The organism is Granulicella paludicola, assembly GCF_025685545.1.
Lineage (GTDB): Bacteria > Acidobacteriota > Terriglobia > Terriglobales > Acidobacteriaceae > Granulicella > Granulicella paludicola.
The window spans coordinates 401,887-427,329 of sequence record NZ_JAGSYC010000025.1; the positions used below are offsets into that span (position 1 = coordinate 401,887).

24 protein-coding genes are annotated in these 25,443 nt (G+C 60.4%); 9 read left to right on the forward strand and 15 right to left on the reverse strand.

Annotated elements, in window-relative coordinates; all coding sequences use genetic code 11:
- Positions 1 to 112: 112 nt before the first annotated feature.
- The 3 genes from OHL14_RS13435 to OHL14_RS13445 all read right to left on the reverse strand — a co-directional run bounded on the left by OHL14_RS13435 (position 113) and on the right by OHL14_RS13445 (position 3,992).
- A complete protein-coding gene (locus tag OHL14_RS13435; RefSeq protein WP_263379865.1) occupies positions 113 to 1,210 on the reverse strand; it encodes a lactonase family protein in 1,098 nt (365 codons plus the stop codon).
- A gap of 119 nt (positions 1,211 to 1,329) precedes the next feature.
- Positions 1,330 to 2,202, reverse strand: a complete 873-nt coding sequence (locus tag OHL14_RS13440) for a hypothetical protein (RefSeq protein ID WP_263379866.1) — start codon at positions 2,200 to 2,202, stop codon at positions 1,330 to 1,332.
- Positions 2,203 to 2,252: 50 nt separating this feature from the next.
- On the reverse strand, positions 2,253 to 3,992 hold the full coding sequence (locus OHL14_RS13445; RefSeq protein ID WP_263379867.1) for a DUF885 domain-containing protein: 1,740 nt from the start codon (positions 3,990 to 3,992) through the stop codon (positions 2,253 to 2,255).
- 130 nt (positions 3,993 to 4,122) lie between these two features.
- Here OHL14_RS13445 and OHL14_RS13450 point away from each other — a divergent pair, with 130 nt between their 5' ends.
- Together OHL14_RS13450 and OHL14_RS13455 are read left to right on the forward strand one after the other, a co-directional pair.
- On the forward strand, positions 4,123 to 4,608 hold the full coding sequence (locus tag OHL14_RS13450) for an SgcJ/EcaC family oxidoreductase (RefSeq protein ID WP_263379868.1): 486 nt from the start codon (positions 4,123 to 4,125) through the stop codon (positions 4,606 to 4,608).
- Between the two features lie 150 nt (positions 4,609 to 4,758).
- Entirely contained in the window at positions 4,759 to 5,121 is a 363-nt protein-coding gene (locus tag OHL14_RS13455) for a carboxypeptidase-like regulatory domain-containing protein (protein ID WP_263379869.1), read from the forward strand.
- A 76-nt stretch (positions 5,122 to 5,197) separates the two neighbouring features.
- Here OHL14_RS13455 and gltX read toward each other — a convergent pair whose 3' ends face one another.
- Both gltX and OHL14_RS13465 read right to left on the reverse strand, forming a co-directional pair.
- Entirely contained in the window at positions 5,198 to 6,724 is a 1,527-nt protein-coding gene (gltX, locus tag OHL14_RS13460; protein ID WP_263379870.1) for a glutamate--tRNA ligase, read from the reverse strand.
- A gap of 145 nt (positions 6,725 to 6,869) precedes the next feature.
- Entirely contained in the window at positions 6,870 to 7,616 is a 747-nt protein-coding gene (locus OHL14_RS13465) for a glucose 1-dehydrogenase (RefSeq protein WP_263379871.1), read from the reverse strand.
- 208 nt (positions 7,617 to 7,824) lie between these two features.
- Here OHL14_RS13465 and OHL14_RS13470 point away from each other — a divergent pair, with 208 nt between their 5' ends.
- Positions 7,825 to 8,568 (forward strand): class I SAM-dependent methyltransferase, encoded by a 744-nt coding sequence (locus tag OHL14_RS13470; RefSeq protein WP_263379872.1) that lies wholly within the window; start codon positions 7,825 to 7,827, stop codon positions 8,566 to 8,568.
- A 35-nt stretch (positions 8,569 to 8,603) separates the two neighbouring features.
- On the opposite strand, the gene OHL14_RS13475 is transcribed toward OHL14_RS13470, so the two are convergent.
- The 6 genes from OHL14_RS13475 to OHL14_RS13500 all read right to left on the reverse strand — a co-directional run bounded on the left by OHL14_RS13475 (position 8,604) and on the right by OHL14_RS13500 (position 13,143).
- Entirely contained in the window at positions 8,604 to 10,199 is a 1,596-nt protein-coding gene (locus OHL14_RS13475) for a sensor histidine kinase (protein ID WP_263379873.1), read from the reverse strand.
- Between the two features lie 270 nt (positions 10,200 to 10,469).
- Positions 10,470 to 10,745, reverse strand: a complete 276-nt coding sequence (locus tag OHL14_RS13480; protein ID WP_263379874.1) for a hypothetical protein — start codon at positions 10,743 to 10,745, stop codon at positions 10,470 to 10,472.
- A 174-nt stretch (positions 10,746 to 10,919) separates the two neighbouring features.
- Positions 10,920 to 11,351: a hypothetical protein gene (locus OHL14_RS13485; protein ID WP_263379875.1), complete on the reverse strand. Its 432-nt coding sequence runs from the start codon at positions 11,349 to 11,351 to the stop codon at positions 10,920 to 10,922.
- 140 nt (positions 11,352 to 11,491) lie between these two features.
- The gene (locus tag OHL14_RS13490; RefSeq protein ID WP_263379876.1) at positions 11,492 to 11,797 is read right to left on the reverse strand and encodes an ArsR/SmtB family transcription factor; all 306 of its coding nucleotides are present in this window, start codon (positions 11,795 to 11,797) and stop codon (positions 11,492 to 11,494) included.
- A gap of 122 nt (positions 11,798 to 11,919) precedes the next feature.
- Positions 11,920 to 12,624, reverse strand: a complete 705-nt coding sequence (gene ispD, locus OHL14_RS13495; RefSeq protein WP_263379877.1) for a 2-C-methyl-D-erythritol 4-phosphate cytidylyltransferase — start codon at positions 12,622 to 12,624, stop codon at positions 11,920 to 11,922.
- Between the two features lie 36 nt (positions 12,625 to 12,660).
- Positions 12,661 to 13,143, reverse strand: coding sequence for a GNAT family N-acetyltransferase (locus tag OHL14_RS13500; protein ID WP_263379878.1), 483 nt, complete (start codon positions 13,141 to 13,143; stop codon positions 12,661 to 12,663).
- An 82-nt stretch (positions 13,144 to 13,225) separates the two neighbouring features.
- On the opposite strand from OHL14_RS13500, the gene tilS reads away from it, so the two are divergent.
- Entirely contained in the window at positions 13,226 to 14,323 is a 1,098-nt protein-coding gene (gene tilS / locus OHL14_RS13505) for a tRNA lysidine(34) synthetase TilS (protein ID WP_263379879.1), read from the forward strand.
- Between the two features lie 264 nt (positions 14,324 to 14,587).
- The gene (gene ftsH / locus OHL14_RS13510; protein WP_263379880.1) at positions 14,588 to 16,504 is read left to right on the forward strand and encodes an ATP-dependent zinc metalloprotease FtsH; all 1,917 of its coding nucleotides are present in this window, start codon (positions 14,588 to 14,590) and stop codon (positions 16,502 to 16,504) included.
- Positions 16,505 to 16,567: 63 nt separating this feature from the next.
- Here ftsH and OHL14_RS13515 read toward each other — a convergent pair whose 3' ends face one another.
- Positions 16,568 to 17,122 carry a GNAT family N-acetyltransferase gene (locus tag OHL14_RS13515; RefSeq protein WP_263379881.1) on the reverse strand — a complete coding sequence of 185 codons (555 nt, stop codon included), beginning with the start codon at positions 17,120 to 17,122 and terminating at the stop codon, positions 16,568 to 16,570.
- Positions 17,123 to 17,131: 9 nt separating this feature from the next.
- Complete coding sequence (locus tag OHL14_RS13520; protein ID WP_263379882.1) at positions 17,132 to 17,752, reverse strand: DUF4126 domain-containing protein; 621 nt, start codon at positions 17,750 to 17,752, stop codon at positions 17,132 to 17,134.
- Positions 17,753 to 17,829: 77 nt separating this feature from the next.
- Here OHL14_RS13520 and OHL14_RS13525 point away from each other — a divergent pair, with 77 nt between their 5' ends.
- The 3 genes from OHL14_RS13525 to holA are packed head-to-tail and all read left to right on the forward strand — an operon-like array spanning position 17,830 to position 21,244.
- Positions 17,830 to 19,584: a M1 family metallopeptidase gene (locus tag OHL14_RS13525; protein ID WP_263379883.1), complete on the forward strand. Its 1,755-nt coding sequence runs from the start codon at positions 17,830 to 17,832 to the stop codon at positions 19,582 to 19,584.
- A gap of 2 nt (positions 19,585 to 19,586) precedes the next feature.
- Complete coding sequence (locus tag OHL14_RS13530; RefSeq protein WP_263379884.1) at positions 19,587 to 20,126, forward strand: LptE family protein; 540 nt, start codon at positions 19,587 to 19,589, stop codon at positions 20,124 to 20,126.
- Positions 20,123 to 21,244 carry a DNA polymerase III subunit delta gene (holA, locus tag OHL14_RS13535; protein ID WP_263379885.1) on the forward strand — a complete coding sequence of 374 codons (1,122 nt, stop codon included), beginning with the start codon at positions 20,123 to 20,125 and terminating at the stop codon, positions 21,242 to 21,244. The genes OHL14_RS13530 and holA overlap by 4 nt, the downstream gene beginning before the upstream one ends.
- Here the strand turns inward: holA and OHL14_RS13540 are convergent.
- Positions 21,241 to 22,254, reverse strand: a complete 1,014-nt coding sequence (locus OHL14_RS13540) for a vWA domain-containing protein (RefSeq protein WP_263379886.1) — start codon at positions 22,252 to 22,254, stop codon at positions 21,241 to 21,243. The genes holA and OHL14_RS13540 overlap by 4 nt on opposite strands.
- A gap of 73 nt (positions 22,255 to 22,327) precedes the next feature.
- Positions 22,328 to 23,416: a vWA domain-containing protein gene (locus tag OHL14_RS13545; RefSeq protein WP_263379887.1), complete on the reverse strand. Its 1,089-nt coding sequence runs from the start codon at positions 23,414 to 23,416 to the stop codon at positions 22,328 to 22,330.
- A 97-nt stretch (positions 23,417 to 23,513) separates the two neighbouring features.
- On the opposite strand from OHL14_RS13545, the gene OHL14_RS13550 reads away from it, so the two are divergent.
- On the forward strand, positions 23,514 to 25,427 hold the full coding sequence (locus OHL14_RS13550; RefSeq protein WP_263379888.1) for a CocE/NonD family hydrolase: 1,914 nt from the start codon (positions 23,514 to 23,516) through the stop codon (positions 25,425 to 25,427).
- The last annotated feature ends 16 nt before the right edge of the window (positions 25,428 to 25,443 follow it).

Genomic DNA, 25,443 nt, shown 5'->3' on the forward strand with positions numbered 1-25,443 from the left:
TGTTAGAGACACGGAAAGGTCTAGCGAGTTGCCGGAAATTTAGTGCAACTTATGCCGACGAAGCGAGTTGTAACTCAGCGCGCCGAAGGATTCGCAGAGCTCTACGCCTCAATCAGGGATGAGTAGGATAGATAGCCAGGCCAACGGGACTATCGGCAATGGTCGCGCTCTGATACGAGGTAAGTGTGCCGTTCGCGTTGATCTGGAAGGATTGGACGCTGCCAGCCTCACGAACCACATAGGCCAACTGCCCGCCTGGGTCCATCTGGATGATGTAGGGTTGTCCAAACTCCGACATGGTGGCCGGGCTTAGCGGAGCAAGACCTCCGAGTGTCCCGGTGGTGCTAAAGAGAGAGATGGTCGAGTCGTCGCGGTCGATAACGTAGGCGTGGCTCCCATCGATGGTCAGGCCGATGTCGGTGGCGCCGTTTCCGGTGGGGATCGGGCCGAGCGACGTGAGAGTTCCGTTCGAAGCACTGATCGAGTAGACATCCACCGCGTTGCTGCGACCCTGAGTCGCATAGATGTACTTACCGGAGGGATCGAGGCGAAGTGTGAAATAGTCGGTCCCCGGAACAGTGGGCGTAGGTAGTGGCGTCAGAGCGCCGGTCGTCTGATCGATGGAGTAGCAGACGACATAGCCATACTCTCCGACATAGAGGTAGTTCCCGGTCGGGTCTGTGACGATACCGCCGGGGCTCGTGAAGGTGCCGAGGATACCGGGAGCGTTCGGCAGTGTAGTGACAATAGCGGGAGCGAGTGCGCCTGTTGTGCGGTTAACCGTATACTCCGACACGGTATTCAAGCCGGTGTTTGCCACGTAAACGAAACGCCCGGCTGGATCAATGGTCATATTCTCCGGGCGGTTGTTGGCGTTCGACGCGGCGGCAGTGCTGGCCAGAGTGAGGGTGCCGGTGCCAGGGGTGATGCTGTAGGAGCTGACTGCTCCGTTCAGGAAACCCGCATAGAAGACGAATTTACCGAGGGGGTCCATGGCCATGGCCCCGAAGTTGTCTCCCGTAACGACATCTACCTGCGAGGTGGGAGTCCAGACGCCGGCAGAAGAGACCGTGAAACTGTAGATTTCGCCACTGAAGCCGCCGACGTAGGCGAACTGGGCTTTCGCTGTGGGGGTGACGGTCGATACGGGTGTACCTCCCGTGGACGTGGCACCGCCAGAGGCGCAGCCCACAATAGCGGCGAGTGCCATAAGGAAGGAGGCTCTTGGTAGCCAGCGTTGTGTGGGGGCCATAGTGCGATCACGGTATCGTGACCGTCTATGTCGCGTCAAGAGTAAATTGGCGTTTGCACTCGTTCACTCTTGTCCGATCATGGCAGAGCGTTCCGAAGTTTGCGGGACGAGATCCGACGGAGAAGATTCCTGCCATCAGGGTCGCTTGCCGGGTTGAGCGGTAGAAACAGCGTCGTATCTTCGCGTCGGGCCAACAGGTTTTGCGAGACCGCATATTGCATAGCGTCGATCGCTGCCTGAGGGTTAGAACAGGTGACGCCGAGCCAGCCGGGATATTGAGGAACGATTGGTAATAGATCCGTGCTCCGCTGCATAAGACTGGCGACACGCTGGTAGTGATCGTGCGAAGCATCGTTTGACGGTTGCAGAAGTGGGAGCTCGATTTCAATTTCTGCGAAGAGATCGGCGATGGCCCACTGCTGCGAGGCGGGAATGTGATCGCGCCAGTAGTGTGTGGTTTTTGCGATAACGGTGATGACGTTCTTGATCTGCTTGTCGAGGCGGTAGTCAGGGCTGGCGGGAAGGTAGACCGTGGAGCCTTCGGCACGCACGGCGACGTTTTCCGTGGTGATGGCGCGGAGGAGCCAGCCTGCCATGACGTTGCTGGTGCAGCTGAGGCGGACCCAGCCGGGGGTGTCGGGTTCGTCGTCGAGTGCGGTGACGAGCGTGATGCCGCGGCAGATCTCGCGGACGACTTGCTGATAGGGGATATGTTTTGAGGCGATGTCGGCTGCGGAGGCAGGTTGCAGCAGCGTGCCCTTATGCGGCGGGCCGCCAGCGAGGGCGAGGTCGCAGAAGCTGCCCCAGATTTTGTCCCACGCCACTGTGCCGTCTGCGTTGTACTGAAGGCCTGCTGAGCCCATGGAGGCGGGCGTTGCGGGCGTCTGCTGATACTGCGCGGGGATGAGCGTGCGGAGACGGTGCTGAAGGATGTCGAGTGTGGGGGCCATGGCTTGAAGAAGAAGCGGCAGACCTCGGGGTGAGGCCTGCCGCGAGTGGGTTAGTGAGACTTCTGCGCAGCGATCCAGTTGTCGATGCGCGCTTCGAGGACGTCGAGCGGTAGCACGCCGCCGGAGAGAACTTCGTCGTCGAAGGTGCGGATGTCGAACTTGGGACCGAGTTGATCCTTGGCGCGGGCGCGAAGCTTGAGGATAGTGAGCTGGCCGAGCTTGTAGCTGAGCGCCTGGCCGGGCCACGCGATGTAGCGGTCGGTTTCGGACTGCACTTCGGGTTCGTCGATGCCGACGGTGCGAAGGTGTTCGACAACCTGATCGCGGGTCCAGCCTTTTTCGTGGATGCCGGTATCGACGACGAGGCGCATGGCGCGGAAGAGCTCGCTGCTGAGGCGACCGTAGTCGCTGACGGGGTCCTGATAGAAGCCGACTTCTTTGCCGAGCTGCTCGGCGTAGAGTGCCCAGCCTTCGATGTAGCCGGAGTTGAAGAGGATGGTGCGGAACTTGGGGATGTTGGTGAGGCTGAGGGCGATCGAGATCTGCATGTGATGGCCGGGGATGCCTTCGTGGTAGGCGATGGATTCGTCGCCTACTAGCGAGCGATGCGCGAGGTCGGAGGTGGCGACGACGACGCGGCCGGGGCGTTTTCCGTCGGGCGTGCCCTCCTGGTAGTGCGTGGCCATGGCGGACTGGAAGGCGGGGATCGCTTCAACGGTGACGGGCTGTGCCGGGATGACGGTGAAGAGGTCTTTGAGCTTCGGCTGCATCTGCGCGATGTAGTGACGGTAGTCGTCGAGGATCTGCTCGGCAGAGGTGGGCTTGTATTTGGGGTTGGTGCTGAGGGACTTCTGGAAGGAGGCGTTGTCGGCGAAGCCCTGCTGTTTGGCGATGGCGGCCATCTGCGCCTCGATGCGGGCGACTTCCTTCAGGCCGATTTCGTGAACCTCATTCGCGGTGAGATGCGTGGTGGTGGAGGAGACAATGTCGTTCTGATAGCGGGCCTGTCCGTTGGGCAACGAGGTGATGGCGAGCGTGGTGCGGCCGTGCGGATCGTAGTTGTTGACGAGGAAGGCCTTGAATGACTTGTATGCAGGGAAGACCTGCGTGTTGAGGGCGTCGGTGATCTCTTTGGTGAGGCGTTGCTGGTCGGCTGGTGAGATGGAGGCCGGAAACTTCTTCGTGGGGGTGAGGTATGGGTCTTCCGCGAGGACGCCGTCGATCTGAGCCGGGATCTTTTCGAGGAGGAACTTCACGGGCATGAGGTTGTCCTTCATGCCGGCGCGCATCACGTCCTGGGTTTGCGAGAGCACGCGGGGAATCTGATGAAGGCGGGCGATGTAGTCCTCGTAGTGCTTAACGGAGTCGAGCGGTACGGAGAGCGGTAGATCGGCGAGATCGGTAGGAGCACCGCCCATCTGGTTAACGGGCATCTCCCAGTCCTTGAAGCCGAAGTCGGTGATGCGCTGCTGCAGGGAGCGCAGCATGAGGTCGTGGGAGAGCTTGTCCTGCTCGGGGAAGCCGTTGGTGGAGATGGCCTGGAGTTTTGCGAGGAAGGCCTTGTTGACGTCGTTCGAGTGGACCTGGCCTGCAATGGAGGCGTCGGAGAGCTGATCGTTGTAGCGATAGTCGCCGAGCTGGGTGGCGAGTTCAGGCGAGAGCTTGAGGTCAGACTGATACTGCTGCTCGAAGAGATCGTTCTGTGCCGCGAGGCGGCTGGCGACGGGGGCCGTCTGGGCGAAGGCTGTCGTGGCGAAGAGAGAGGCTAGGAGGAGGGGATGAAATCGCATTGACTCAAAAGCTAGCAGATTTGAGGGGAGAACGATATTGCTGGGGGCGTTGGCTGCGACTCGATCATGCTGTTGCGATGTTGATATGGTTTATCGACAGCATGTTTCGGAGTCGAAGGTGGAGGTTGCGATGTCTCTACGCAGAGTGATGGTTTTGATACTGTTTGTCGCTGCGCTGCAACCGCTTGCTCGTGCGCAGCAGTCGCGCGATGAGGCGGAGGTGCGAGCGGTGCTGGCACGCGAGACAGAGGGTTGGGACCAGTTCGATGCGAAGAAGGTGGCGTCGACGTTTACGAGTGATGCGATCTGGCAGAATCCGTTTGGGGTGCGGCTGCATGGCTCGGCAGAGATCGAGAAGTTTCTTACGGACCTGCTGGCTCGGCCAGGGTATCGGGCGGGGAAAGATACTGCGCCGACACGGATTCTGGATGTGCGGATCACTTCGCCAACGACGGCCGCTGTGTGGAGCGATGAACAGATTGAAGGGCTAGTGAATGACGTGAGCGGGCACCCGATGGCGCCGCGACATTCCTACTATCTGAAGGTGCTGGTGAAAAAGGATGGCGTGTGGAAGGTCAGCGACGCGCTGATTATGGACATCATTCACTTGAAGTAATACGGGCATGACAGGCTGTTACAAAAGCCTACGTTTAGCGTGACAATTCGTGACACAGCATGACTCAATGTGACCGCACGGGGTGCGGGGATGATTTCTTCTAGGGAAGTCACAGGGAAATCATACTTCACACACTTAGGAGATACACACATGACCCTCACTTCCAAGACCTTTGCGCTCGGCCTCTTCCTTTCACTCGGCATGACTTCGGCGTTTGCCCAGTCTAACCACAGCTCGATCCACGGCACGGTGCTTGACCCGTCCGGCGCGCTGATCCCCAAAGCGCAGGTGATTGTCACCGGTGCAGATGGTTTTACGCGCACGCTCGAGAGCGATGACGCAGGAGCGTTCGAGTTATCGAACCTGACTGCGGGCAGCTATTCCGTGAGCATCAACGCTGCGGGCTTTACGCCTGCATTGGCGGGTGTCGACGTGGCAGAAGACAAAGTTGCCGAGGAGAGCGTGACGCTCGGGATTTCGGTGAACCAGGAGATTGAGGTTTCGGCGAACTAAGTTGGCATGAGCGAGGTTTGTAGGAACAAAGCCCTTTCGATCCTGGCGACCGAAAGGGCTTTTAGCGTGACACTGGCTACGAACGTTTCGGCAACTTCTGGAAGGCGATGAAGCGCCTCATGCGATCGAGCGTGCGGGCCTTGCCGAAGACGATGAGGCTTTCGACCAGCGGCGGTGAGGTGGTGCTGCCGGTGAGGATGGCGCGAAGGAGCATGAAGTTTTCTTTGACGCTCCATTCCTTCGCTTCGCCGAGAGCCTTGAGTGCGGCGGTGATGGAGTCGAGGTCCCAGGCGGCGGCTTCGAGCGTGGTGAGCTGCTCTTCGGCGAACTTGATCGTGTCGGCGGGCTCGCGCTTCTTGGGAATCCAGACGATGTCGGGGGGCATGACGTTGTCCGAGAAGAGGAAACCGGTCATGTCGCCGAACTGGCCGATGTTTTCGATACGGGTCTGGATGAGCGAGCCGACGGCGCGGAGGTAGGCGTCGGAGAAGAGCGTGGAACGCAGTGTGGCGAAGAACTCATCCGGCGACTGCTTGCGGATGTACTCGCCGTTGAGCCACTTGAGCTTGACGAGATCGAAGACCGGGCCGCCGAGGGAGATGCGCGCGAAGTCATACTTCTCGATCATCTCGGCGAGCGAGAAGATGTCGCCTTCCTTGGTGTTGAGGCCTTTCGAGACGATCTCCTGCTCGGTGGGCTGGGCCATGCCGCCGCCCATGAGGCCGAGGAAGTTGAGCATCGCCTGCGGCAGGTAACCGGACTCGCGGTAGTAGTTGAGCGAGACGGGATTTTTGCGCTTGGAGATCTTAGACTTGTCGATGTTGCGCAGCAGCGGCATGTGCCAGAACTTGGGCAGCTCCCAGCCGAAAGCGTTGTAAAGCAGCACATGCTTAGGCGTGGAGCTGATCCACTCCTCAGCGCGGATCACGTCGGTGATCTGCATGAGGTGATCATCGACGACGTTCGCGAGGTGGTAGGTGGGGAAGCCGTCGGACTTCATCAGTACCTGGTCGTCGACGTTGTTGTGATCGAAGGTGATCTCGCCGCGCAGCTCGTCGCGGAAGGTGGTCGAGCCGGTAGCGGGGACCTTGAGACGCACGGTGTACTGGCGGCCTTCGGCTTCGAAGGCGGCGATCTGCTCGGCGGTCAGCTCGCGGTGGGCGCCGTTGTAGCGCGGCGGCATCTTGGCGGCGATCTGCGACTGGCGCATCGCCTCGAGCTCTTCGGCGGTCTCGAAGGATTTGTACGCGGTGCCGTTAGCGAGGAGGATTTCGACGTGCTCGCGATAGATTTCGGTGCGCTCGGACTGGCGATAGGGTCCGTAGGGGCCGCCGACGTCGGGACCTTCCTGCCAGGTGAGGCCGACCCACTTGAGGGCGTCGAAGATCATTTGCTCGCTGGTGGAGACGAAGCGGGTGCGGTCGGTGTCTTCGATGCGCAGCACAAACTGGCCGCCGCGCTGGGTGGCGAAGAGATAGTTGAGCAGGCCGATGTAGGCGGTGCCGACGTGCGGGTCGCCTGTGGGCGAAGGAGCAATGCGGACGCGGGTGGGGCGGGAGTCGTGCGAAGGAGCGGCGGGAGTTATTGCGGAGGTCTCTGTCATCGAAGTTGTCTACTTCGATGTTAACAGAGTGTCGCCCGGTTCCAGATGCCCGTCTCGAACGGCAAAAGCAAGGCGCGACTCGCTGAGGAGAGTCGCGCCTTTGGCTGTAGCGGGCGTGCCGATTTCGTTGGCGTGCCGGACGGCCTTAGCGAGCGCCGCCGGCGGCATTGATGAGCTGGCCGTTGATCCAGCCGGAATCGTCGGAAGCGAGGAAGACGGCAGCGGTGGCGATGTCGTCAGGCTGACCGATGCGGCCGAGTGGGGTGACAGCAGCAGCTCCCTTGTGGAAGTCGGAGCCGATGAAGCCGGCGGTGTGTGTGCCTTCGGTTTCGACCAGGCCTGGGTTTAGCGCGTTGACGCGGATGCCCTTGGGACCAAGCTCCAACGAGAGGACGCCGGTGATGGCATCGACGGCTCCCTTTGTGCCGGTGTAGACGGCGCTGGCTGGGGGCGTGATGCGGCTAACGAGCGAGCCGATGTTGATGATGCTGCCACCCTTGGGCAAGTGCTTGGCAGCGGCCTGCGAGGTGAGCAGAAGACCGAGCACGTTTACGTTGAACTGCTTGTGGAAGTGCTCTTCATCGATGGCCTCGAGGGGGCGCATCTCGTACACGCCCGAGTTGTTCACGAGGACGTCGAGCTTTCCGTAGGTCTTGATGGCGGCGTCGATGATGGCATTTGCGTCGGCGACCTTGGAGACGTCACCCTTGACGGTGACGGCCTTGCCGCCTGCTTCGGTGATGGCCTTGACGACGGCCTCTGCGCCGGTCTTGTCGGAGGCGTAGTTGACGACGACGGAGGCACCAGCAGCTCCGAGTGACTTGGCGATGGCGGCTCCAATGCCCTTGGACCCGCCGGTGACGACCGCTACTTTTCCTGTAAGAGTGCTCATTTCAAATCTCCTTGTGTCGATATCGCTTTGATATTTCGACAGCCATCGAATTGATGTGGCGGGGAGCGAGAAGGATTCAAAGTCGACCAAAACTTTTCATCGCGTATGAAATGCAGCCGACGGGACTTGAGTTGAGCGGCGGTCGAGCAGTCCGTGGTGGGACGGGTGTGATTGAATCGAGAGGTTTCACGGGCAAGGAGCCTTTGCGATGCTCAATCTCAAACGACGTGCGATTGCTGTAAGTCTATGTCTCTCCTGCCTCGTGGCTGAGGCACACACTCAAAGCGCGATACCCAGTCCGCAGACATCGCCGTTCTATGAAGCTCGTGCGAAGCACGATCCCGATGGCACGGGCATGTTCTACATGGGGCGGGAGATTGCTCAGGTGATGGGCGCTGGCGGTATTGCGTGGCTGGACCGGAGCCAGCGAGACACGGAGGAGCATCCAGCCGAAGTGCTCGCCGCATTGCATCTTCGTCCTGGCGAGGTCGTTGCGGACCTGGGAGCGGGATCGGGCTATTTTACGTTTCGCATGGTACCGCAGGTTGGTGAGACGGGAAAGGTCATCGCCGTCGATGTCCAGGACGAGATGTTGCAGACACTCCATCAACGCGCCGCCGCCATGAAGGTGACGAACGTCGAGGTCGTGAAGGGAACGGAGACAGATCCGCATCTTCCCCCCGGGGCTGTCGATCTGGTGCTGATGGTGGACGTGTATCACGAGCTGGCTTACCCACGCGAGGTAATGGAGAGGGTGCGTGAGTCTCTGAAGCCGAAGGGGCGGGTGGTCTTCGTCGAGTATCGGAAGGAAGACCCTGAGGTCCAGATCAAGGAGGTGCACAAGATGTCTGTGTACCAGTTGGAGAAGGAGATGAATGCGGTGGGATTGGTGCGCGTGCGCACGGTGGAGACGCTGCCACTGCAGCACATCGTTATCTTCCAGAAGAAGTGACGAAATGGCCTGATGGTGGCAACCGCTTGCGAGGGTCAGATCTTGGACGTCTGGAAGGGAAGGAAGATGGAGAACACCGTGCCGTGGGCATCGGGGAGGGTAGAACTGCGAACTCGCAGACTACCGGCGTGCCTGTCGATAATCTCTTTACTTACCCAAAGACCCAGACCGTTTCCGTTGATGCCCTTGGTGGTGTAGAAGGCCTCGAAGAGCCGACCCTGGACTTCCGATGACATTCCGTTACCGGTGTCTGCGATGGTGAGAGTGATGCCTCTGGCGCCGGTAGGCCAGTGGGTACCCGTACGGCTTCTTACGAGCAGGCGGCCTCCGCTCGTGTGCATGGCGTCGATGGCGTTTCCGATGATGTTGTTCAGAACCTGGCGGATTTCTCCATCGAAGCATTTGACCCGCTCCGATGTGCGATCCCTGAACTCCACATGGATGCCAGCATTCACGATGCGGCCCTGCTGAATCGCTAATACGCTTTCGAGCAACTCATGCGCTGTGACGCTGAGAGCGCTGGTGGACTGTTTATAGAAGCGGAGCGTCTGATTGGTGATGGCCGAGGCGCGGCGCAATTCCCGATCAGCGGTCTCGAGGTATTCATTGGCGGTGAGTTTATCGCTTGCGCCGCGAGCGAGATAGATCAGGTTGGTAACCGATTCGAGAGGGTTGTTGATCTCATGCGCAATGGATGCGGCGAGTCTGCCGACGGCGGCGAGCTTTTCGTTGCGGATGAGGATGGCTTCGGCCTTCTTCTGACCGGTGGTCTCGATGCTTGCGGCGGCGATGCCGATGATCTCGCCTGTAGTCGAGCGCACGGGAACGTAGTTGCTTTGCCAGCTTCGCAGTTCTCCGGGGCGCGTGGCGATCTCTCCTTCCGCGGTGACGTTCATCAGGGGAGTACCCTTCGCGACCTGCAATAACTGATGTCGCAGCGTTGGCACATTGGAGGCGAGGTCGAAGATGCTGGTGCCTGTTACTTCGGCGACCGTTGAGTCCAGCATCTCGGCCAACTTGGTGTTGACGCGGACGTAGCGAAAATCTATGGGGTCAATGAGGGCAGAGGCGACGGCGCCGCTGTCATACATGGCATCAAGTTCGGCGTGGGTGTGGCGCAGCTGCGCTTCGCTTTCCGTGAGCTGACGCATGGCGCGTTCGCCTTCGGTGTGGTCGACGATGGTCTGGAAGAGACCCTGGATCCTGGGTCCGTCCGGAGTCTCCGTCCAGATGGGGCTATTCGTGAGTGTGCAGATTTTCTCGGAGAACTCGCCGTCGAGAAGGATTTTGAACGGCACCTTATCAAAAAGATTTGATTCGCCGACCGTCAGCGGCGGCGTGATGATGGCTTTGGCCTGCTCGCGAATTTCATCCCACACATCGAGAAACGGCTTGCCTAGAGCGGATGGCTTGTTGCCGAGCAGCGGTTGATAGAGATCGTTGTAGATCAGCAGCTTGTCTGCGCTCCAAAGGATGCAGGAGATCAGTTTAGAGGAGAGTAGAAGATTGACTGCGACCACCAACTCGCTAGGCCAGGAGGAGATTGGACCAAGGATGGTTTGCTCCCAGGCGTGGCTGCGAATCTGGTCCGCCATCTGACTGTGGCCGACGATGCGGGAGGGGCGGTTCATTAAAGCTGAATCGTCCGACACGGTCGCAGATATAGAGAGATTCTCCATACCTACAGAGTGCTGGATTTTGCTGCTATTGGGCAACTGTCGGCGGAGGGTACTTCAGGGGTAAGGTCAAATGAGGTCGGACTTCAGGCGGTCAAGATAGGCGCGGAAAACGTCGGTCTGGGAGAAGTAGCGGATGAACTTGCCTTCTTTGCAGGAGCGGACCAGGCCTGCGACCGCTAGCTGATGCGAGCTGGCGGTCGCGGAGAGGGAAGCAGTGAATGATTAGTGGCGGTTTGCGGCTTCTGCGGCGAGCTTGATTTCGGCGTCCGCCTGATCGAGGAGGGCCTTGGCCTTGGCAGCGTGTCCGCCCATATCGAACTCGTTGGCGCCCTGCGCTGTAGAGACGCGGTTGATGGCCTGCTCGATGAGACGCTGGGCTGCGTTGAGGTTTGGGTGACGGCGACCGACGTCTACGCCGGGGTTCTGCGCGACGAGGGTGACGCCGAGCGTGAGAATTGCGGTGGTGGCTACGGTTGCGACGAGAGCTTTAATCTTCATTTGTTTCCTCCGCGAGATGGGACGATTGAGTGGTCCTCGAGTCGCGACTGCACGACACACCGAACTATAACCCGGATGACTCTAGAAGGATGCGCGGGAATCGGGAAAGTTATGGATATTGATTACCGAGCGAAGTCAAGCGAGTTTCGGCGTGCCGGTAGTGAAAACGATTGGCTATCGGATCGGGGCGGAGCTATCGGTTTGTTCTGCTTTCCAAGCGGCAGAGGCCGTGAACAATCCGAACACGAGAACGGTTATGGGAATAATCGGTGGCTTGATACCCAGAGGAAGGACGCTGGCGGGGACTCCGGGCTGCAGATGGACATAGATGGCGACGACCATTTGCGTGAAGAGGATCAGGCACGCGAGCAGGATGACCTGAGCCCTGTTCTTTTTGAGCGATTTTAGAAACCAGGGCAACAGGAAGAGTAAGCCGGTGAGCATCTCTGTCAGTTTGCCTGCGAGGATGGCTGCGTGAGGTAGATGGCTTTGTTGGATCTGGATGTCAAACCAGCCACTGAAGGGCGACAGGAATTTCAGGAACCCGAAGAGGAACATGACGACTCCGAGGAACAGAGACATGGGCTTGAGCAGGCGGCTCGACATTTGCTTTCTCCAGTTTTAAGGACAAGGATACTCCCGCTGGCGTGATGTCCTGCGATTCACGCAACTTCCGGGCGTGAGACCAATTCCCGATCTTTGCACTGCGACCGGTTAAGAAGACTGAGTGTCGAGAGTGTGACTCGCTAGGCGAGGTCGGCTTTGAGGCGATCGAGGTAGGCGCGGAGGATGTCGGTCTGGGGGAAGTAGCGGACGAACTTGCCTTCTTTGCAGGAGCGGACCAGACCTGCGGTCTCGAGTTCTTTCATGTGGTGCGAGAGGGTGGCGGGGCTGATGGTGACGCACTCGCGCATCTCGGAACAGGGCATAGAGGTTTGGCTACAGGTACCGATCTTCCGGAGGATCTCGTAGCGGCGCGGGTCGGCGAGTGCCTTGGCGATCAACTGAAGCTGGTCTTCGGAGAGCTCGACGGGTGGGGCCACTGCGGTCATAGCAAGAGTTTAGATGCTTTGGCGGAGAAATGGACGCGAGATGGGATTTGTCCTGCAAACCCACCTTAACGACGATGGGGCTGTCGCGAAGATGGGGCGCCCCGTTTTGTGGCTGGCTGTACCTAGCCGGCCAGGTAGAACTCGGCGATTTCGAGGTCGCCGGGCTGGGTGACTTTGAAGTTGCGGCTGCTGCCGGAGACGACGAAGACGGGGATGTTGGCGCGTTCGAGGAGGCTGGATTCGTCGGTGCCTACGAACTCATCGGCTGCGGCTTCGGCGAAGGCCTTGCGGAGCAGGGGGACGCGGGCGCCCTGGGGGGTTTGGGCGTGAACGATGAGCTCGCGGGGGATGGTGGCGGTGATCAGCGCTCCGTCGGCGGTGCGTTCGACCTGCTTGATGGTATCGATGGCCGGGGTGGCAACGATTGCGGCGCCGTGCTTTTCTATCGCAGCGATGGTGCGGGCGATGGTGGCCGTGTCGATAAGCGGGCGGACGGCGTCGTGGACGAGGACGATGTCGTCTGGCGAGGTGCTGGGCAGCGCGGCGAGGGCGTTGGCAACGGAGTCCTGGCGGGTGTCGCCGCCGGTGACGACGTGGACCTTGCCTGAGAGTTTGTGCTCCGCGATGAGTTCGGCGACGCGGGCGTGTTCGGACTCACGCACGGAGACGTAGATGGCCGTCACCCGGGGCTCGGCGAGGAATGCCTGCAGCGAGTGGATCAGGATGGGCAGACCTTTGAGCGCGAGGAACTGCTTGGGCGAGCCTCCAGTGGTGGAGGCCATGCGGGTGCCGATACCGGCTGCGGGGAGGATGACGAATACAGACATGGGATACGCAGTATAGCGCGGATCAACGCTTCAAGATTAGTGCTTGATCTGCTCTCCATCCGGGCGGAGGGCCCACTCGTTGTGGTGTTTGAAGCCGAACTTTTCGTAAATGGGTTTGCCGAAGCGTGAGGCGTGGAGGGTGACGACCTCGACGCCGCGTTCGCGGCAGTCGGCTACGGCGGCGGTGAGCAGGACGTTGGCGTAGCCATTCCCGCGATCTTCGGGAGAGGTATAGAAGTTCAGCAAGTAGGCGCGGCAGGGCTGGGGGTCGAGGAAGTGGGGCGGGAAGTCCATGTAGAAGATGCCAGCTCCGGCAACGACCTGCCCGGTCTTCTCATCTTCGAGCAGCAGGCCGACGTAGCGGCCGTCGGCGAGTCGCTCACGCACCCAGGGGAGGAAGTTTGCGTCCATCTCGCGGAAGCGCTGTTCGCTCGCGAGCTTGTTGTCAGCGAACATCTGGTGACGGTGCTCGGTGATGGTTTCGGCATCGGCTACGGTGGCGCGGCGGAGGGTTGGCATCGGGGGATAATAAGGCAGGGAACAGGGATTAGGGAATAGGGATCAGGGAAGTGCGGTGAAAAGGTTGGTAATTGATCGGTCTATGTTCAAAGTGGGCGAGCGGGTTTGCGTTGCGGTGAGCGGCGGGGCGGATTCGACGGCGCTACTGCTGGCGCTGGTGGAAGCAAATACAGCGGTTGCTGCCGGAGAGAAGAGCCGGTATACGAAGGAGTCGTTGCCGCTGGGTGTGGTGTTGAGCGCCGCGCATGTGCATCACGGTCTCCGTGGGGTTGAGGCCGATGGGGATGAGGCGTTTCTGCAAGAGCTCTGCGACCGGCTGGGCGTGGCGCTGACGGTGTTCCGGGTAGATACGGCGGCTCGGCAGGCGGCGGAGCGGGAGGGCCTGGAGGAGGCTGCCAGAGAGCTTCGATATGAGGCGCTGCGAGGGCTGGCGGTCGATGCGATTGTGACGGCGCATACGCTGGATGATCAGGCGGAGACGGTGATGATGAAGCTGGTGCGCGGGGCGTGGACGGAGGGGTTGGGTGGGATTTCGCCGGTAGTGGAGGGTGGTGGTGGAAAGGTAGAAAAGCAGATCCTTCGCTCCGCTCAGGATGACAACACCTTCAAGAAATCGGCGAGGGTGGTGCGGCCGATGCTGGGGGTCCGTCGGAGCGAGGTGGAGGCGTTTCTGCGGGAGCGGGGACAGGATTGGCGGGAGGACGCGAGCAACCGGGATGTGTCGCTGACTCGTAATAAGGTGCGACACGAGCTGATGCCAGTGCTGCGGGGGTTCAATCCTGCGGTGGACGACGCGCTGGCTCGCATGGCGGAAGTTGCGCGGGATGAAGAAGCTTTTTGGCGGGATGAAGTTGCCCGTGTGCTGCCGCAGGTGATGCTGCCGGGAAAGCCGGTGCGCGGCGGGGGGCGGGCGGTGAGTACGGCGGTGGGTGAGCAGGGCTGCGGGGTAGAGATTGCGCGGCTGTTGGCCATGCCCGCAGCGCTGCGGCGGCGGGTGGTGAGGGCGCTGGCGCGGTCTGTGGGATCTCGACTGAGTGCGGAGGAGACGGCGAAAGTTTTGGCTTTGGCGGGCTTTGGCGCGGTGGCCGCGAAGATTGGCGGCAAATTGGAGCTGCGCGAGGGGCTTCGCATTGAGCGATCGGCGCGGGAGTTACGGTTTTGGCGTGTTACGAATGTTTGAGTAGTTTTTTGGATGTAGAACCGTCGCAAGGGAGGAACCCTCCACCGCGGTGTGCAATTTTCCGCAAGCTCGTCCGTTAGCAGAGTAGAATTTGTTGGAGATGGCTTTTCGCAGGTTTTGTGGAGCTTGCCGGGATTGCACCTTCTGAGCAGGAATGGCGTCTAAACAGTTAGCTGCGATGCGGTTATCGCGGGACAGCAGAGCAAGCGAATTCGCCGAGGCGAGCGCCCAGTCTGCTGGAAGAGTAGGAAACGAGGAAGCAGATTGAATTCAACAGTCAAACAGCTTTTGATCTGGGTGCTGACCCTGGGTTGCCTGTTGCTGGGTTGGAAGTTTGTCGCGACGAACATGGCGACGAGCAACAATCATCCGCTGAGCCTGACGGCGACGCAGAAGGCTGCAGAAGCGGGACAGATTAAATCGGTCGTGATCGACGGGACCGAGCTGACGGGTAAGTACGCGGATGAGAAGGCGGGCACGATTACGACGACGATCCCTGCCAACGACTCTGATCTGTACAAGGATCTGAAGGACCACGGCGTCGACGTCACAATCAAGAATCAGCAGGGCAACATCTGGGTGCAGGGACTGATCTCGTTCCTGCCGTTCGTGGTGCTGTTCGGATTCATCCTGTTCATGATGCGTCAGATGCAAAGCGGCGGAAACAAGGCGATGAGCTTTGGCAAGAACCGCGCTCGCCTGTTGAGCATGCAGCAGAAGAAGATCACCTTCAAGGATGTCGCCGGTGTGAACGAGGCGAAGGAAGAGCTGAAGGAGATTATCGAATTCCTGCGCGAGGCTCAGAAGTTCCAGAAGCTTGGTGGTCGCATTCCCAAGGGTGTGCTGATGGTCGGACCTCCGGGAACGGGTAAGACGTTGCTGGCGCGCGCTGTGGCGGGCGAGGCAAACGTTCCGTTCTTCTCGATCTCCGGTTCGGATTTCGTCGAGATGTTTGTCGGCGTCGGTGCAAGCCGCGTGCGCGACCTGTTTGAGCAGGGCAAGAAGAATGCTCCGTGCATCATCTTCATCGATGAGATTGACGCTGTCGGTCGTCACCGTGGCGCAGGACTCGGCGGCGGACATGATGAGCGCGAGCAGACTCTCAACCAGCTACTGGTAGAGATGGACGGCTTCGAGTCGAACGACGGCGTGATCCTGATTGCCGCGACGAACCGTCCTGACGTGCTCGACCCGGCGCTGCTTCGTCCCGGTCGTTTTGATCGCCGCGTGACGGTGGATCGTCCTGACATCCGTGGCCGTGAGGAAGTGCTGAAGGTCCACTCGAAGAAGGTCCCGATGGCGGAAGACGTCAACCTGGGCGTTCTCGCTCGTGGCACACCGGGCTTCTCGGGCGCTGACCTGGCGAACATGGTGAACGAGGCTGCTCTGACGGCTGCCCGTTTCAACCGCAAGGCCGTACACATGTACGACTTTGAAGTAGCCAAGGACAAGGTCATGATGGGCGCAGAGCGTAAGTCGATGCTGCTCTCGGACGACGACAAGAAGGACACGGCGTACCACGAAGCCGGGCACGTTCTTGTCGCTGCGATGCGCGACCACTCGGACCCGCTTCACAAGGTGACGATCATCCCGCGCGGCATGGCGCTGGGCGTAACGATGCATCTACCTGAGGAAGATCGCCATACCGTGACGAAGGATTATCTCGACACGCAGCTTGCCGTGCTGATGGGCGGACGTTGCGCTGAGGAGATCTTCATGGGTCGCAAGACCACCGGTGCCGGTAACGACATCGTTCGCGCTACGGAGCTTGCCCGCCGCATGGTGTGCGAGTTCGGTATGAGCGACATGGGACCGCTGACCTACGGTAAGAAGGAGCAGGAAGTGTTCCTTGGCCGCGATCTGGCACAGGCACGCGACTACTCGGAGGACACCGCTCGCAAGATCGATGCCGAGGTCCGCAAATTCGTGGATGCCGGTTACGATTCGGCGTACTCGATCCTGAGCAGCAACAAGGACATCATGCACCGCATGGCGAAGGAACTGCTCGAGCGCGAGACCCTGGACGCTTCGGAGATAGCTCTGATTATCGCGGACAAGGAACTTCCGCCGGTCAAGAGCCCTCTCGCTTACGCCGATGGTGGTCCGGATGACACGCAGAAGGTGCTGAAGCCTGACACGGGTCGCAAGACTGGATTCGGCGAGGGCGCGACGGCTTCCTAGTCGAAACGAAAGATGGAAAGAAGGGCGACCAGCGATGGTCGCCCTTCTTGTTTGTGCCGCGGTCTAACGTAGGAGCGGCTGAGTGAAGACGAGTGTCGGCTGGTCGCGATAGGTGGTGGCTTCGCGATAGAGGTAGCCGACTTTTTCAGCGACGCGGCGGGAGGCGGTGTTGTCCGGGTGGAGGATGCAGCTGACTTCGTCGAACGTGAGGATGTTTGCCTGCGCCCAGGCGAGAGCGGCGGTTGCGGCTTCGGTCGCATAGCCCTTGCCGTGCATCGTGGGCGAGAGCACCCAGCCGAGATCGGGGAGAGCAGCGAAGGGCGAATCGAACGCGCGATGGTACTCGGCAAAGCCAACATCGCCGACGAAGATGCCGGTGGCGCGTTCTTCGACGGCCCAGTAGCCGAAGCCGAGGAGCGCCCAATGGCCTGCGTAGCGCAGCAGGCGTGACCAGACCTCTTCGCGTGTGCTGGGGCGTAGCAGAACGAAGTGAGTGACGGCGGGGTCGGACCAGAGCGCGCAGTATTGCTCAAAGTCGGCGACGCGATGGGCGCGGAGAGTAAGGCGCTCGGTCTTGAGAGTGGGCGCGACGATGTGGGCTGGGAGGCCTGCGGGCATAGAGCTAGTTTAGCGGTGTGTCGTTCCCCCGGGAACGAGGACGGGCTCGGGAGAGCGGCGGCGGAACATCCGCTTGAGGCGGACGGCGATCCAGCGCAGACTCAGCAATAAGAGGATGATGCCGACCGTGGCGATGGAACCAGCTGTGTAGGGATGGTGCGTGGCGAGCCAGGTGAGGGAGATGGCGGCAACGTCTTCTCCGGCAGAGAGCGCGATGTTGGAGACCGGCTCAGGGCTGGGGGTGACGAGAGCGCGGGCTGCGGTCTTTGAGGTGTGGGCGAGGGCCGAGATGGCGGCTCCGGCTGCGGCGGCGAGAAGTTGCATCTCTGGCGAGAGCTGCGAGGCGGCTTTGTAGGCAAGCAGCGAGGCGATGGGGATACGGATGAAGGTGTGAGCGGCGTTCCAGACAAGATCGAGTGCGGGAATCTTATCGGCGAAGATTTCGACGGCAAAGAGCAGGCTGGAGACGCAGATGACCCAGGGATGACCAAGAGTGTCGAGACCTGGCGGGAGGACGACCCAGTCGAAGTGGGAGAGGATGCCGAGCGTCGCGACGGTGGCGTAGACGTTGAGACCGGCGGCAAAGCTGGCGGCGACGATGAGGGCGGCGATGGAGGATGGTGTGAACATGACGTTCTGATGGAATGCTATCCCATCTGGGACGAGGGCAGGAGCGGATTCTCAGGCGGGTGCGATAGGCTAGGCAGATGGGAATGTCGCGTGTTTGCCGTGTGAGCTGGGCGTTGGGGTCGGTCGCTGTGTGGGGTCTTGCGGGAACGCTGGCGGCGCAAACAGCGAGTCCTTCACCGAAGGCGGCCACGGCTCAGAAGCTGACAACGACACCGGGGCGAGTGCGTCCGCCTGACGTGTTGAAGGTGCCGACCCCGGATGATCTGCTGCGCGGAGCGTATGGGCCGTATCGCGCGAACAACGATCTGCTGTCGTACAAACTGAAGCTGCGCGTCGATCCCGAGGCGAAGACGATTGCTGGATCGAATACGGTGCGCTTCCGTATGCTGCAGCCAGGGCAGAAGATCCAACTGGAGCTGACGCCTTTGCTGACGATTGACAGTGTGACCTTCGATGGCAAGCCAGCAAAGTTTGAACGCGATGCGACTGAGAAGTCGCGGACGTTCTACGTGGAGTTTCCACGAGAATTGAAGAAGGACAGCGTTGATGAGATCACCATTGCGTATCACGGCCAACCGGTGACGCAGGGGCGGTTCGGGTGCTTCTCGTTCGATAAGGACAAGGCAGGCAAGCCGTGGATCACGACCGCCTGCGAGGAAGAGGGCGCGAGCATCTGGTGGCCGAACAAGGATCAGTGGAAGGACGAGCCGCAGGAGGGCATGGAGCTGGATATCGCTGTGCCGAACGGGCTGACGGATGTATCAAACGGACGGTTCGTTGCGAGCAAGGACCTCGGTGATGGCTATACCGAGTGGCAGTGGCAGGTGCATTACCCGATCAACAACTACGATGTGGCGCTGAATATCGGCGACTATCAGCACTGGAACGACGTGCATGTGAACAAGGAGACGGGCGAGAAGACGACGCTCGACTACTATGCGCTGCCTGAGGATTTAGAGAAGGCGAAGGTGCAGTTTGCGCAGGTGCCTGAGATGCTCGATGCGTATGAGCACTACTTTGGCGAGTATCCGTTCGACAAGGATGGATATAAGTTGATCCAGGTGCCGTATGCGGGCATGGAACACCAAAGTGCGGTGGCCTATGGCAATCACTTTGAGAATGGCTACTACGGCCGTGACTGGACGGGTGTCGGCATTTCGATGAAGTTCGATTTCATCATCATTCATGAGAGCGGGCACGAATGGTTTGGCAACGCGATCACGGCGGCGGACAAGAGCGATATGTGGATCCACGAGGGGTGGACTACGTATCTCGAGGTGCTGTATGTCGAGTACCGCTGGGGCAAGGCGGACGCGATTCGCTATGTGAACGGCTTGAAGCCGAAGGTGCAGAACGAGCGGCCGATCATCACACCGCGCGACACGAATGCGGAGCCGCCGCAGGACCAGTACTTCAAGGGCGCGCTGATGTTGAATACGCTGCGCAGCGTGATCGGCGACGATAAGAAGTGGTTTGCGGACATTCACGACTTCTACCAGGCGTTCAAGTACAAGACGATCATGACGGAAGAGGTGGAGGCGTGGTGGAATAAGCGGACGGGCATGAACCTGACGCCGTTCTTCGACGAGTATCTGCGTCATAAGGACTTGCCGGTGCTGGAGTTGAAGGCCGGAGCGAAGGCGGGAGAGGTTGAATACCGCTGGAAGGCCGATGAAGCGGCATTTGCGATGCCGATTGAGATCGGCGATCCGCAGCACTGGACGAAGGTGACACCGGTGACGACAACGTGGAAGGCAATGCCGTGGACAGGGACGCTGGAGGAGGTGAAGGTCGCTTCGGACTTCTACTATGTGAACGTGGTGAAGGAGTGAGCGTGCGGAAGTTATTAGGTTTGGCGATGCTGTCATCGTTTGTCGGACTCCTGTGCGTGGGACTGAGCGGCTGCGACTATCACGCGGTGGGTTCGGCGACGCATATCCCTGCGAATGTGCAGACGCTGGCGGTGCCGATCTTCCAGTCCAAGGTGCAGGCGTTCAACACGGAGACGGCGTTTACCGAGGCTGTGGTGCGCGAGTTGAATACGCGCACGAAGTACCGCATTTCGGCTTCGGAAAAGGGCAGCGCCGACGCAACGCTGAAGGGAACGATCACAGCTCAGACGGTGACGCCGCTGACCTACGATCCTTCGAGCGGACAAACATCGAGCTACCTGGTGAGCATTACCGCGAGTGTGCAGCTGGTGGCGCAGGACGGAACGGTGCTCTATCAGAACGATGCGATGGCCTGGCACGAGCAGTACCAGTCGACGCAGGATCTTTCAGGCTTCGTGCAAGAGGATGGCGCAGCGATGCGGCGTGTGTCGAAGGAGTTTGCGAAGGCACTGGTGAGCGACATGCTGGAGTCGTTCCAATGAGCGCGCTGAAGAGCTTTTCGGGAGTCGAACGCTTCCTCGCGGAGGTGAGCGGGGATGCGCGCCGACCGTGCTATGTGCTGCTCGGGGATGAGGCGTTTCTTTACGAAATGTGCCGCAAGGGTGTGTTGAAGACGCTGGTGCCGGAGGACATGCGCGAGTTCTGCCTGCATGATCTGGACCTGGCGTCGACGACGATCTTCGATGCGCTCGATCTTGCACAGACGCCATCGCTGATGGCTCCGTTCCAGGTGCTGTTCCTGCGTAACGTCAAGACGCTGTATGGACGCGGGCAAAAGAAAGATGAGTTTGCCGCGCTCGATGCGTACTTTCGGAGTCCGAATCCGCAGGCGCTGCTGATCTTTGTGGCTGACCATATTGCGTTGCCGCAGGATGTGCGACGGATGGATATGACGGACAAGGAGCGCGCCGAGAAGATTCGCGAGACGCTGGGCGATGTGTGTGGGATCGTCGAACTGCAGCGCGTGAGTGAGGACGACGCGGTGAAGTGGGTGCTGCGTGAATCGCAGGCGAAGGGCGTGGTCTTCACCGACGACGCCGCTCGGGAGCTTGTGGATGCGCTGGGCGCGGACATGCTGCTGACCGCGAGTGAGCTCGAAAAGATGCTGCTGTATGCAGGCGCGATGCACCGCGAACGGGTCGAGCTGGCGGATGTGGAGACGATGGTCTCAGCAGCGAAGCAGCGCAGCCTTTACGAGCTGACGGATGCGATCAGCCTGAAGGATGCGCCGCGCGCGCTGGCCCTGCTGCATGGCTTGTTGAATGCGTCGGAGGGCGGTGAGGATGCCGCGATCGGGCAGGTATTTATGCTGGCCAAAACCTTTCGACAGATGCTGGTGCTGAACGAGAAGCAGGTAAAGGACCAGCGTGCGATGTGGCAGGTGCTGTGGCCGGGATTCCGCGTGGCGCCGTTCGCAGCGGATGCGCTGATTGCGCAGGCGAGGCGGTACAAGGATCGCAGCGAGTTGACGCGTGGCCTGCAGATGATTGCGAAGGCTGACCTGGAGCTGCGGTCCAGCCCGCCAGATAAGCGGCTGGTGCTGGAACGGCTGGTGATGCGGCTGGCAGGGAAGTCGCGCGAGCTGGAGCTGGTGAGCTAGGAGGGCGGCTGCGGCGGCCCTGCGCCCGCGGCGCTGACGAAGAAGGGGGAGCGGGGTATCGTCACCTTGAGCGTATGGTCCGCGCCTTGCGGATAGGCCTCAGCGGGAATCGTGAGAATGTAGCGGTGGCGGACGATGAACAGGAAGTAGGCGAAGGTCTCGTTGCGGCGGAGCGGAAGGGCGTTAAGGATGAGGCCGCCGGCGTTCGCGCAGAGCAGATCGAGCTTCGTGGCCTCGCGGGTCTCGGGCGTGGGCGAGATGGTCTGACCGGTGTGACCGTTCTTCACCGAAAGCGCGCTCGGCGTGAAGGTATCGGCATCAAATTGGCGCTGGTCGCGGATTCCGAAGATCGCAACATCCTGATCGAGCGCATACTGCTGAACGGTCTGCCAGTTGTACTTGCTGCCGCCGTCGTGGCCGCTGGAGACGACGAGCAGCACGCGACGCCCTGGCAGTTTGGACAGCGCTGCAACGGCGGCTGCGATGTTGTCCCAGAGATGGACGGACTTGCCGCAGGTGGAGGACTTGTCGTGGTTGTGCAGGTCCGGTTGGGACATCGCACTCGCGACAGCCTTACGCACGTTCTCCGGCGTGGGCGGCATGTTGTAAAGAGATCGGGTCATCACGCAATCGAGCGCGTAGATGGAGAGGCGATCATCGGGAAGAAACATGGTGGAGGTGAGTCCGCCTATCTCCTCGCCCAGGTTGCTCAGGTCATGGTAGGGGTCGCGGCTCGCGTCGATGAGGACGGTGAGGGCGACGGGCTCGTTGTGCTGCTCGCGAATCGCTACGGGAGCGAAGGACGGGTGATTATCGACCGAGATGCTGAACTGGCCTGGCGTGAGATCGCCGACAGGCCGGTGGTCGTGATCGACGACCAGGGTGGGAATCTCGAGGCTTTTGTCGGGCGCAGACGCAGGTGCCTGGGCCGTCGCTGAAGACGCAAGGAGGGCCAGCGGGAATGCGACGCAGAAGACTTTGAAAGAGGCGCAGACCGGGACGCAATTCATCCCGGAACGATACCAGAGAAGAAGACTCTGCGGAACGATTGAGGGAGAGAAAAAGCGACTGCTTCCTGCGAGGTCAGGGAGTGTGGGGAAGCACCTTGCGATTGCCGAGGATTGCGGGGGACGGGCTAGAGGGGATGGTGTTGGGATCGGACTCGAGCGCCGCGTCCGGCAGGGGGACGCTGACGCCGGTCGTGACGATAAATGTGTTTCGGCTCGGGATGCTGACGTCGATGCGATGCTCGCCGCCGACGTGGGTGTTCGGGCGGGGAAATTCCAGGATGTAGCGGTTGCGAAGCAGGGCGATGAACTGCTCGAGACCCTGTCGGAGGTAATCGCTATCGAGCGTGATGATCAGGCCGCCGGTGGACTCGCAGAGTTCGGTGAACTGGTCCTCCGAGGAGTCTGCGAGAGCTAGATAAATTGGGCGGGTAGAGGCTGGAAAACGGTTGAGGCCGAAGTCTCCTCGAAAACGGAGCAGGTCACGGATGGCGAAGATCGAGACGCTCTTATCGACGGCCAGGTGAAGAACGGTAGCTGGGGTGTTACGGCTCTTGTGATCGTGTCCGGTGGAGACGAGTAGCAGGGCGCGACGTCCGCTTTCGTCGCCGAGGAGTTGCGTGACGCGGGCGACGGCATCCCAGGTGGTGAGGGAACGGCCGCAGGCGCCGTGGGTTTTGGTGCCGTGCAGCGTTGGTTCTTTCAGACCTCTCTCGACCGCAGACTGGAGGACCGCGGGATCGGCGGGGAGATTGAGGCCGGTTCGAATAAGATGGCAATCCATCGCATAAATGGAGACGTGGTCGCGGGAGTTGAGGGAGGTACGCGCCAGGCTGGCGAGCGCCTGCGGAAGGACGTGCAGAATCCGATCCTGGTCGCCGCTGGCGTCGAGCAGGATGGCGAGTGAGATCGGCTCATCGCCTTCGACGTGCATGCGAGTCGGATGAAAGGCTGGACCGCCATCGAGGCTAAGAGAGAACTGTGTCCGCACCATCTCTGGCAGGGTCGTGAAGTCGGAGGTGAGCGCGAGGGTCGGCACCTGCACCAGGTTGACGTAAGCGTGCAGAACGTAGGGCCTCGGTGAGACTTCCTGTTGGCCTGGCAGGACAGGGTCGAAGGCTAGCAGCAGGGATAAACAAACGACGAGCTGCCAACGGAGGCGCATAGCTGGAAGTATGACAGATTGGAGGCGATACAATCCCGGTAGAGACCGTTTGCAGTTGGATGTAGGTGCTTCGTATCGTGAAGCCTGGAGGATGTTTATGGGTTGTACGCGTCGCGTGTGGATGGGGTTGGTGCTGGCAGGTTTCGCCGCGGGAGTGGCGCAGGCCCAGTCGCAGCAGAGTGCCATGTCGGAGTTCTTCAAGAGCCATTATGAGAAGCACGAGTACCGCATCGCGATGCGCGACGGCGTCAAGCTCTACACGCAGGTGTATACGCCGATTGCCGACAAGGTCGAGGACAAGGGACCGTATCCGTTTCTGATGACACGCACCCCGTATAGCTGCGGCAGCTACGACAACCCGACGGTGCAGCCGCGCGTGACGAGCAATATGGCGATGCTGAAGTCGGGCTACATCCTCGTCTGTCAGGATGTGCGCGGACGGTGGGAGAGCGAAGGCAGCTGGGTGGAGATGACTCCGCCGAAGGACGGCAAGGGAATCGACGAATCGACCGACACCTTCGACTCGGTGGACTGGCTGTTGAAGCATGTGACGGGGAATAACGGCAACGTCGGCATCCTGGGTATCAGTTATCCGGGTTTCTATACGGCGGCGAGCATCATCGACGGGCATCCGGCGATCAAGGCTGCTAGCCCGCAGGCACCGATGATTAATCTGCTTGATGGGGACGACAGCTATCACGGGGGCGCGTTCATGTTGTCGGCGAACCACTCTTTTTATGCGCCGTTCTACCGGCCTCAGCAGAATCCGCTGAAGGTCGAGCCGCCGAACAACTTCAAGTTCTCGACGCCGGATGCCTATCAGTACTATCTGCAGATGGGCACGCTGGCGAAGCTCGATTCGCCAGAGGGTGGCACGAACCCGCTGTACCACGATCAGACTATCCATAATACGTATGACGAGTACTGGGCCGCGCGCAACATGGAGCTGCACATGCAGGGCGTGAAGGCTGCGGTGATGTTTGTGGGTGGCTGGTTCGATGCGGAAGATCTCGCAGGGCCCGTGAAGGGCTTCCATGCGGTAGCGAAGATGAGCCCCGAGGCCGCGGCGGATACGCTTGTGGAAGGTCCGTGGGTGCATGGCGGCTGGTCGCGCGGCACAGGAGCTTCACTGGGAGACATTCGCTTTGGATCGGATACGTCGGTGTTCTATGCCGAGACGATCGAGGCGCCGTTCTTTGCGCATTATTTGAAGGGCGCAGCGTGGGCTCCGCTGCCGAAGGCGTACACGTTCGAGACGGGCAGCGACGTCTGGAAGAAATACGACGCGTGGCCGCCACGGCAGGCTGTGTCGAAGATGATTTACTTCCAGCCGGGCGGCGGACTGGCCTGGACCGCTCCTGCTGCGAAGACGAGCAGGGACGAGTATGTGAGCGACCCGGCACACCCAGTGCCCTACCTCGGCTATGTGAGCGAGGCCGATCCGCCGCAGCGCTACATGGATGACGATCAGCGGTTCGCGGCGACTCGGCCGGATGTGCTGGTGTATGAGACGGAGCCGCTGACCGAGGATGTGACGGTCGTCGGACCGGTGAAGCCGCGGCTGAAGATTGCGTCGACCGGGACGGATGCGGACTTCGATGTGAAGCTGATCGATGTGTATCCGGCAGACTTTGAGTATCCGCAGACGCCGAACGAGGGCAAGCATGTACTGGGCGCTCCGCCGGTGGTGATGGGCGGCTACCAGATGTTGGTGCGCGGCGAGCCGTTCCGCGCGAAGTTTCGGAACTCGCTGGCGAAGCCCGAGGCGCTGGTGCCGAACAAGCTGACGACGGTGGACTTCTCCATGCAGGACGTGAACCACACGTTCCTCAAGGGCCATCGCATCATGGTGCAGGTGCAGAGCTCGTGGTTCCCGCTGACCGATCGCAATCCGAACGTGTTCATGGACATCGCGAAAGCGAAGCCGACGGACTTCAAGAAGGCGACCGAGACGGTGTTTCACCAGGCAGATGCTGCAAGCGGTGTCGAGCTGATGGTGATGCCGAAGTAAGTTGCAAAGTCTGGTA

Coding starts and splice junctions, on each gene's coding strand:
- OHL14_RS13465 (WP_263379871.1), bottom strand. CDS start 7,616: ATGAGCACTCTTACAGGAAAAGTAGCGGTCGTCACCGGCGGGTCCAAG.
- OHL14_RS13485 (WP_263379875.1), bottom strand. CDS start 11,351: ATGTCGAGCCGCCTGCTCAAGCCCATGTCTCTGTTCCTCGGAGTCGTC.
- OHL14_RS13480 (WP_263379874.1), bottom strand. CDS start 10,745: ATGAAGATTAAAGCTCTCGTCGCAACCGTAGCCACCACCGCAATTCTC.
- holA (WP_263379885.1), top strand. CDS start 20,123: ATGAGCGCGCTGAAGAGCTTTTCGGGAGTCGAACGCTTCCTCGCGGAG.
- OHL14_RS13455 (WP_263379869.1), top strand. CDS start 4,759: ATGACCCTCACTTCCAAGACCTTTGCGCTCGGCCTCTTCCTTTCACTC.
- OHL14_RS13440 (WP_263379866.1), bottom strand. CDS start 2,202: ATGGCCCCCACACTCGACATCCTTCAGCACCGTCTCCGCACGCTCATC.
- OHL14_RS13545 (WP_263379887.1), bottom strand. CDS start 23,416: ATGCGCCTCCGTTGGCAGCTCGTCGTTTGTTTATCCCTGCTGCTAGCC.
- ispD (WP_263379877.1), bottom strand. CDS start 12,624: ATGTCTGTATTCGTCATCCTCCCCGCAGCCGGTATCGGCACCCGCATG.
- OHL14_RS13500 (WP_263379878.1), bottom strand. CDS start 13,143: ATGCCAACCCTCCGCCGCGCCACCGTAGCCGATGCCGAAACCATCACC.
- OHL14_RS13475 (WP_263379873.1), bottom strand. CDS start 10,199: ATGAACCGCCCCTCCCGCATCGTCGGCCACAGTCAGATGGCGGACCAG.
- tilS (WP_263379879.1), top strand. CDS start 13,226: ATGTTCAAAGTGGGCGAGCGGGTTTGCGTTGCGGTGAGCGGCGGGGCG.
- OHL14_RS13515 (WP_263379881.1), bottom strand. CDS start 17,122: ATGCCCGCAGGCCTCCCAGCCCACATCGTCGCGCCCACTCTCAAGACC.
- OHL14_RS13435 (WP_263379865.1), bottom strand. CDS start 1,210: ATGGCACTCGCCGCTATTGTGGGCTGCGCCTCTGGCGGTGCCACGTCC.
- OHL14_RS13450 (WP_263379868.1), top strand. CDS start 4,123: ATGTCTCTACGCAGAGTGATGGTTTTGATACTGTTTGTCGCTGCGCTG.
- OHL14_RS13540 (WP_263379886.1), bottom strand. CDS start 22,254: ATGAATTGCGTCCCGGTCTGCGCCTCTTTCAAAGTCTTCTGCGTCGCA.
- OHL14_RS13520 (WP_263379882.1), bottom strand. CDS start 17,752: ATGTTCACACCATCCTCCATCGCCGCCCTCATCGTCGCCGCCAGCTTT.
- OHL14_RS13445 (WP_263379867.1), bottom strand. CDS start 3,992: ATGCGATTTCATCCCCTCCTCCTAGCCTCTCTCTTCGCCACGACAGCC.
- gltX (WP_263379870.1), bottom strand. CDS start 6,724: ATGACAGAGACCTCCGCAATAACTCCCGCCGCTCCTTCGCACGACTCC.
- OHL14_RS13525 (WP_263379883.1), top strand. CDS start 17,830: ATGGGAATGTCGCGTGTTTGCCGTGTGAGCTGGGCGTTGGGGTCGGTC.
- OHL14_RS13470 (WP_263379872.1), top strand. CDS start 7,825: ATGCTCAATCTCAAACGACGTGCGATTGCTGTAAGTCTATGTCTCTCC.
- OHL14_RS13550 (WP_263379888.1), top strand. CDS start 23,514: ATGGGTTGTACGCGTCGCGTGTGGATGGGGTTGGTGCTGGCAGGTTTC.
- OHL14_RS13490 (WP_263379876.1), bottom strand. CDS start 11,797: ATGACCGCAGTGGCCCCACCCGTCGAGCTCTCCGAAGACCAGCTTCAG.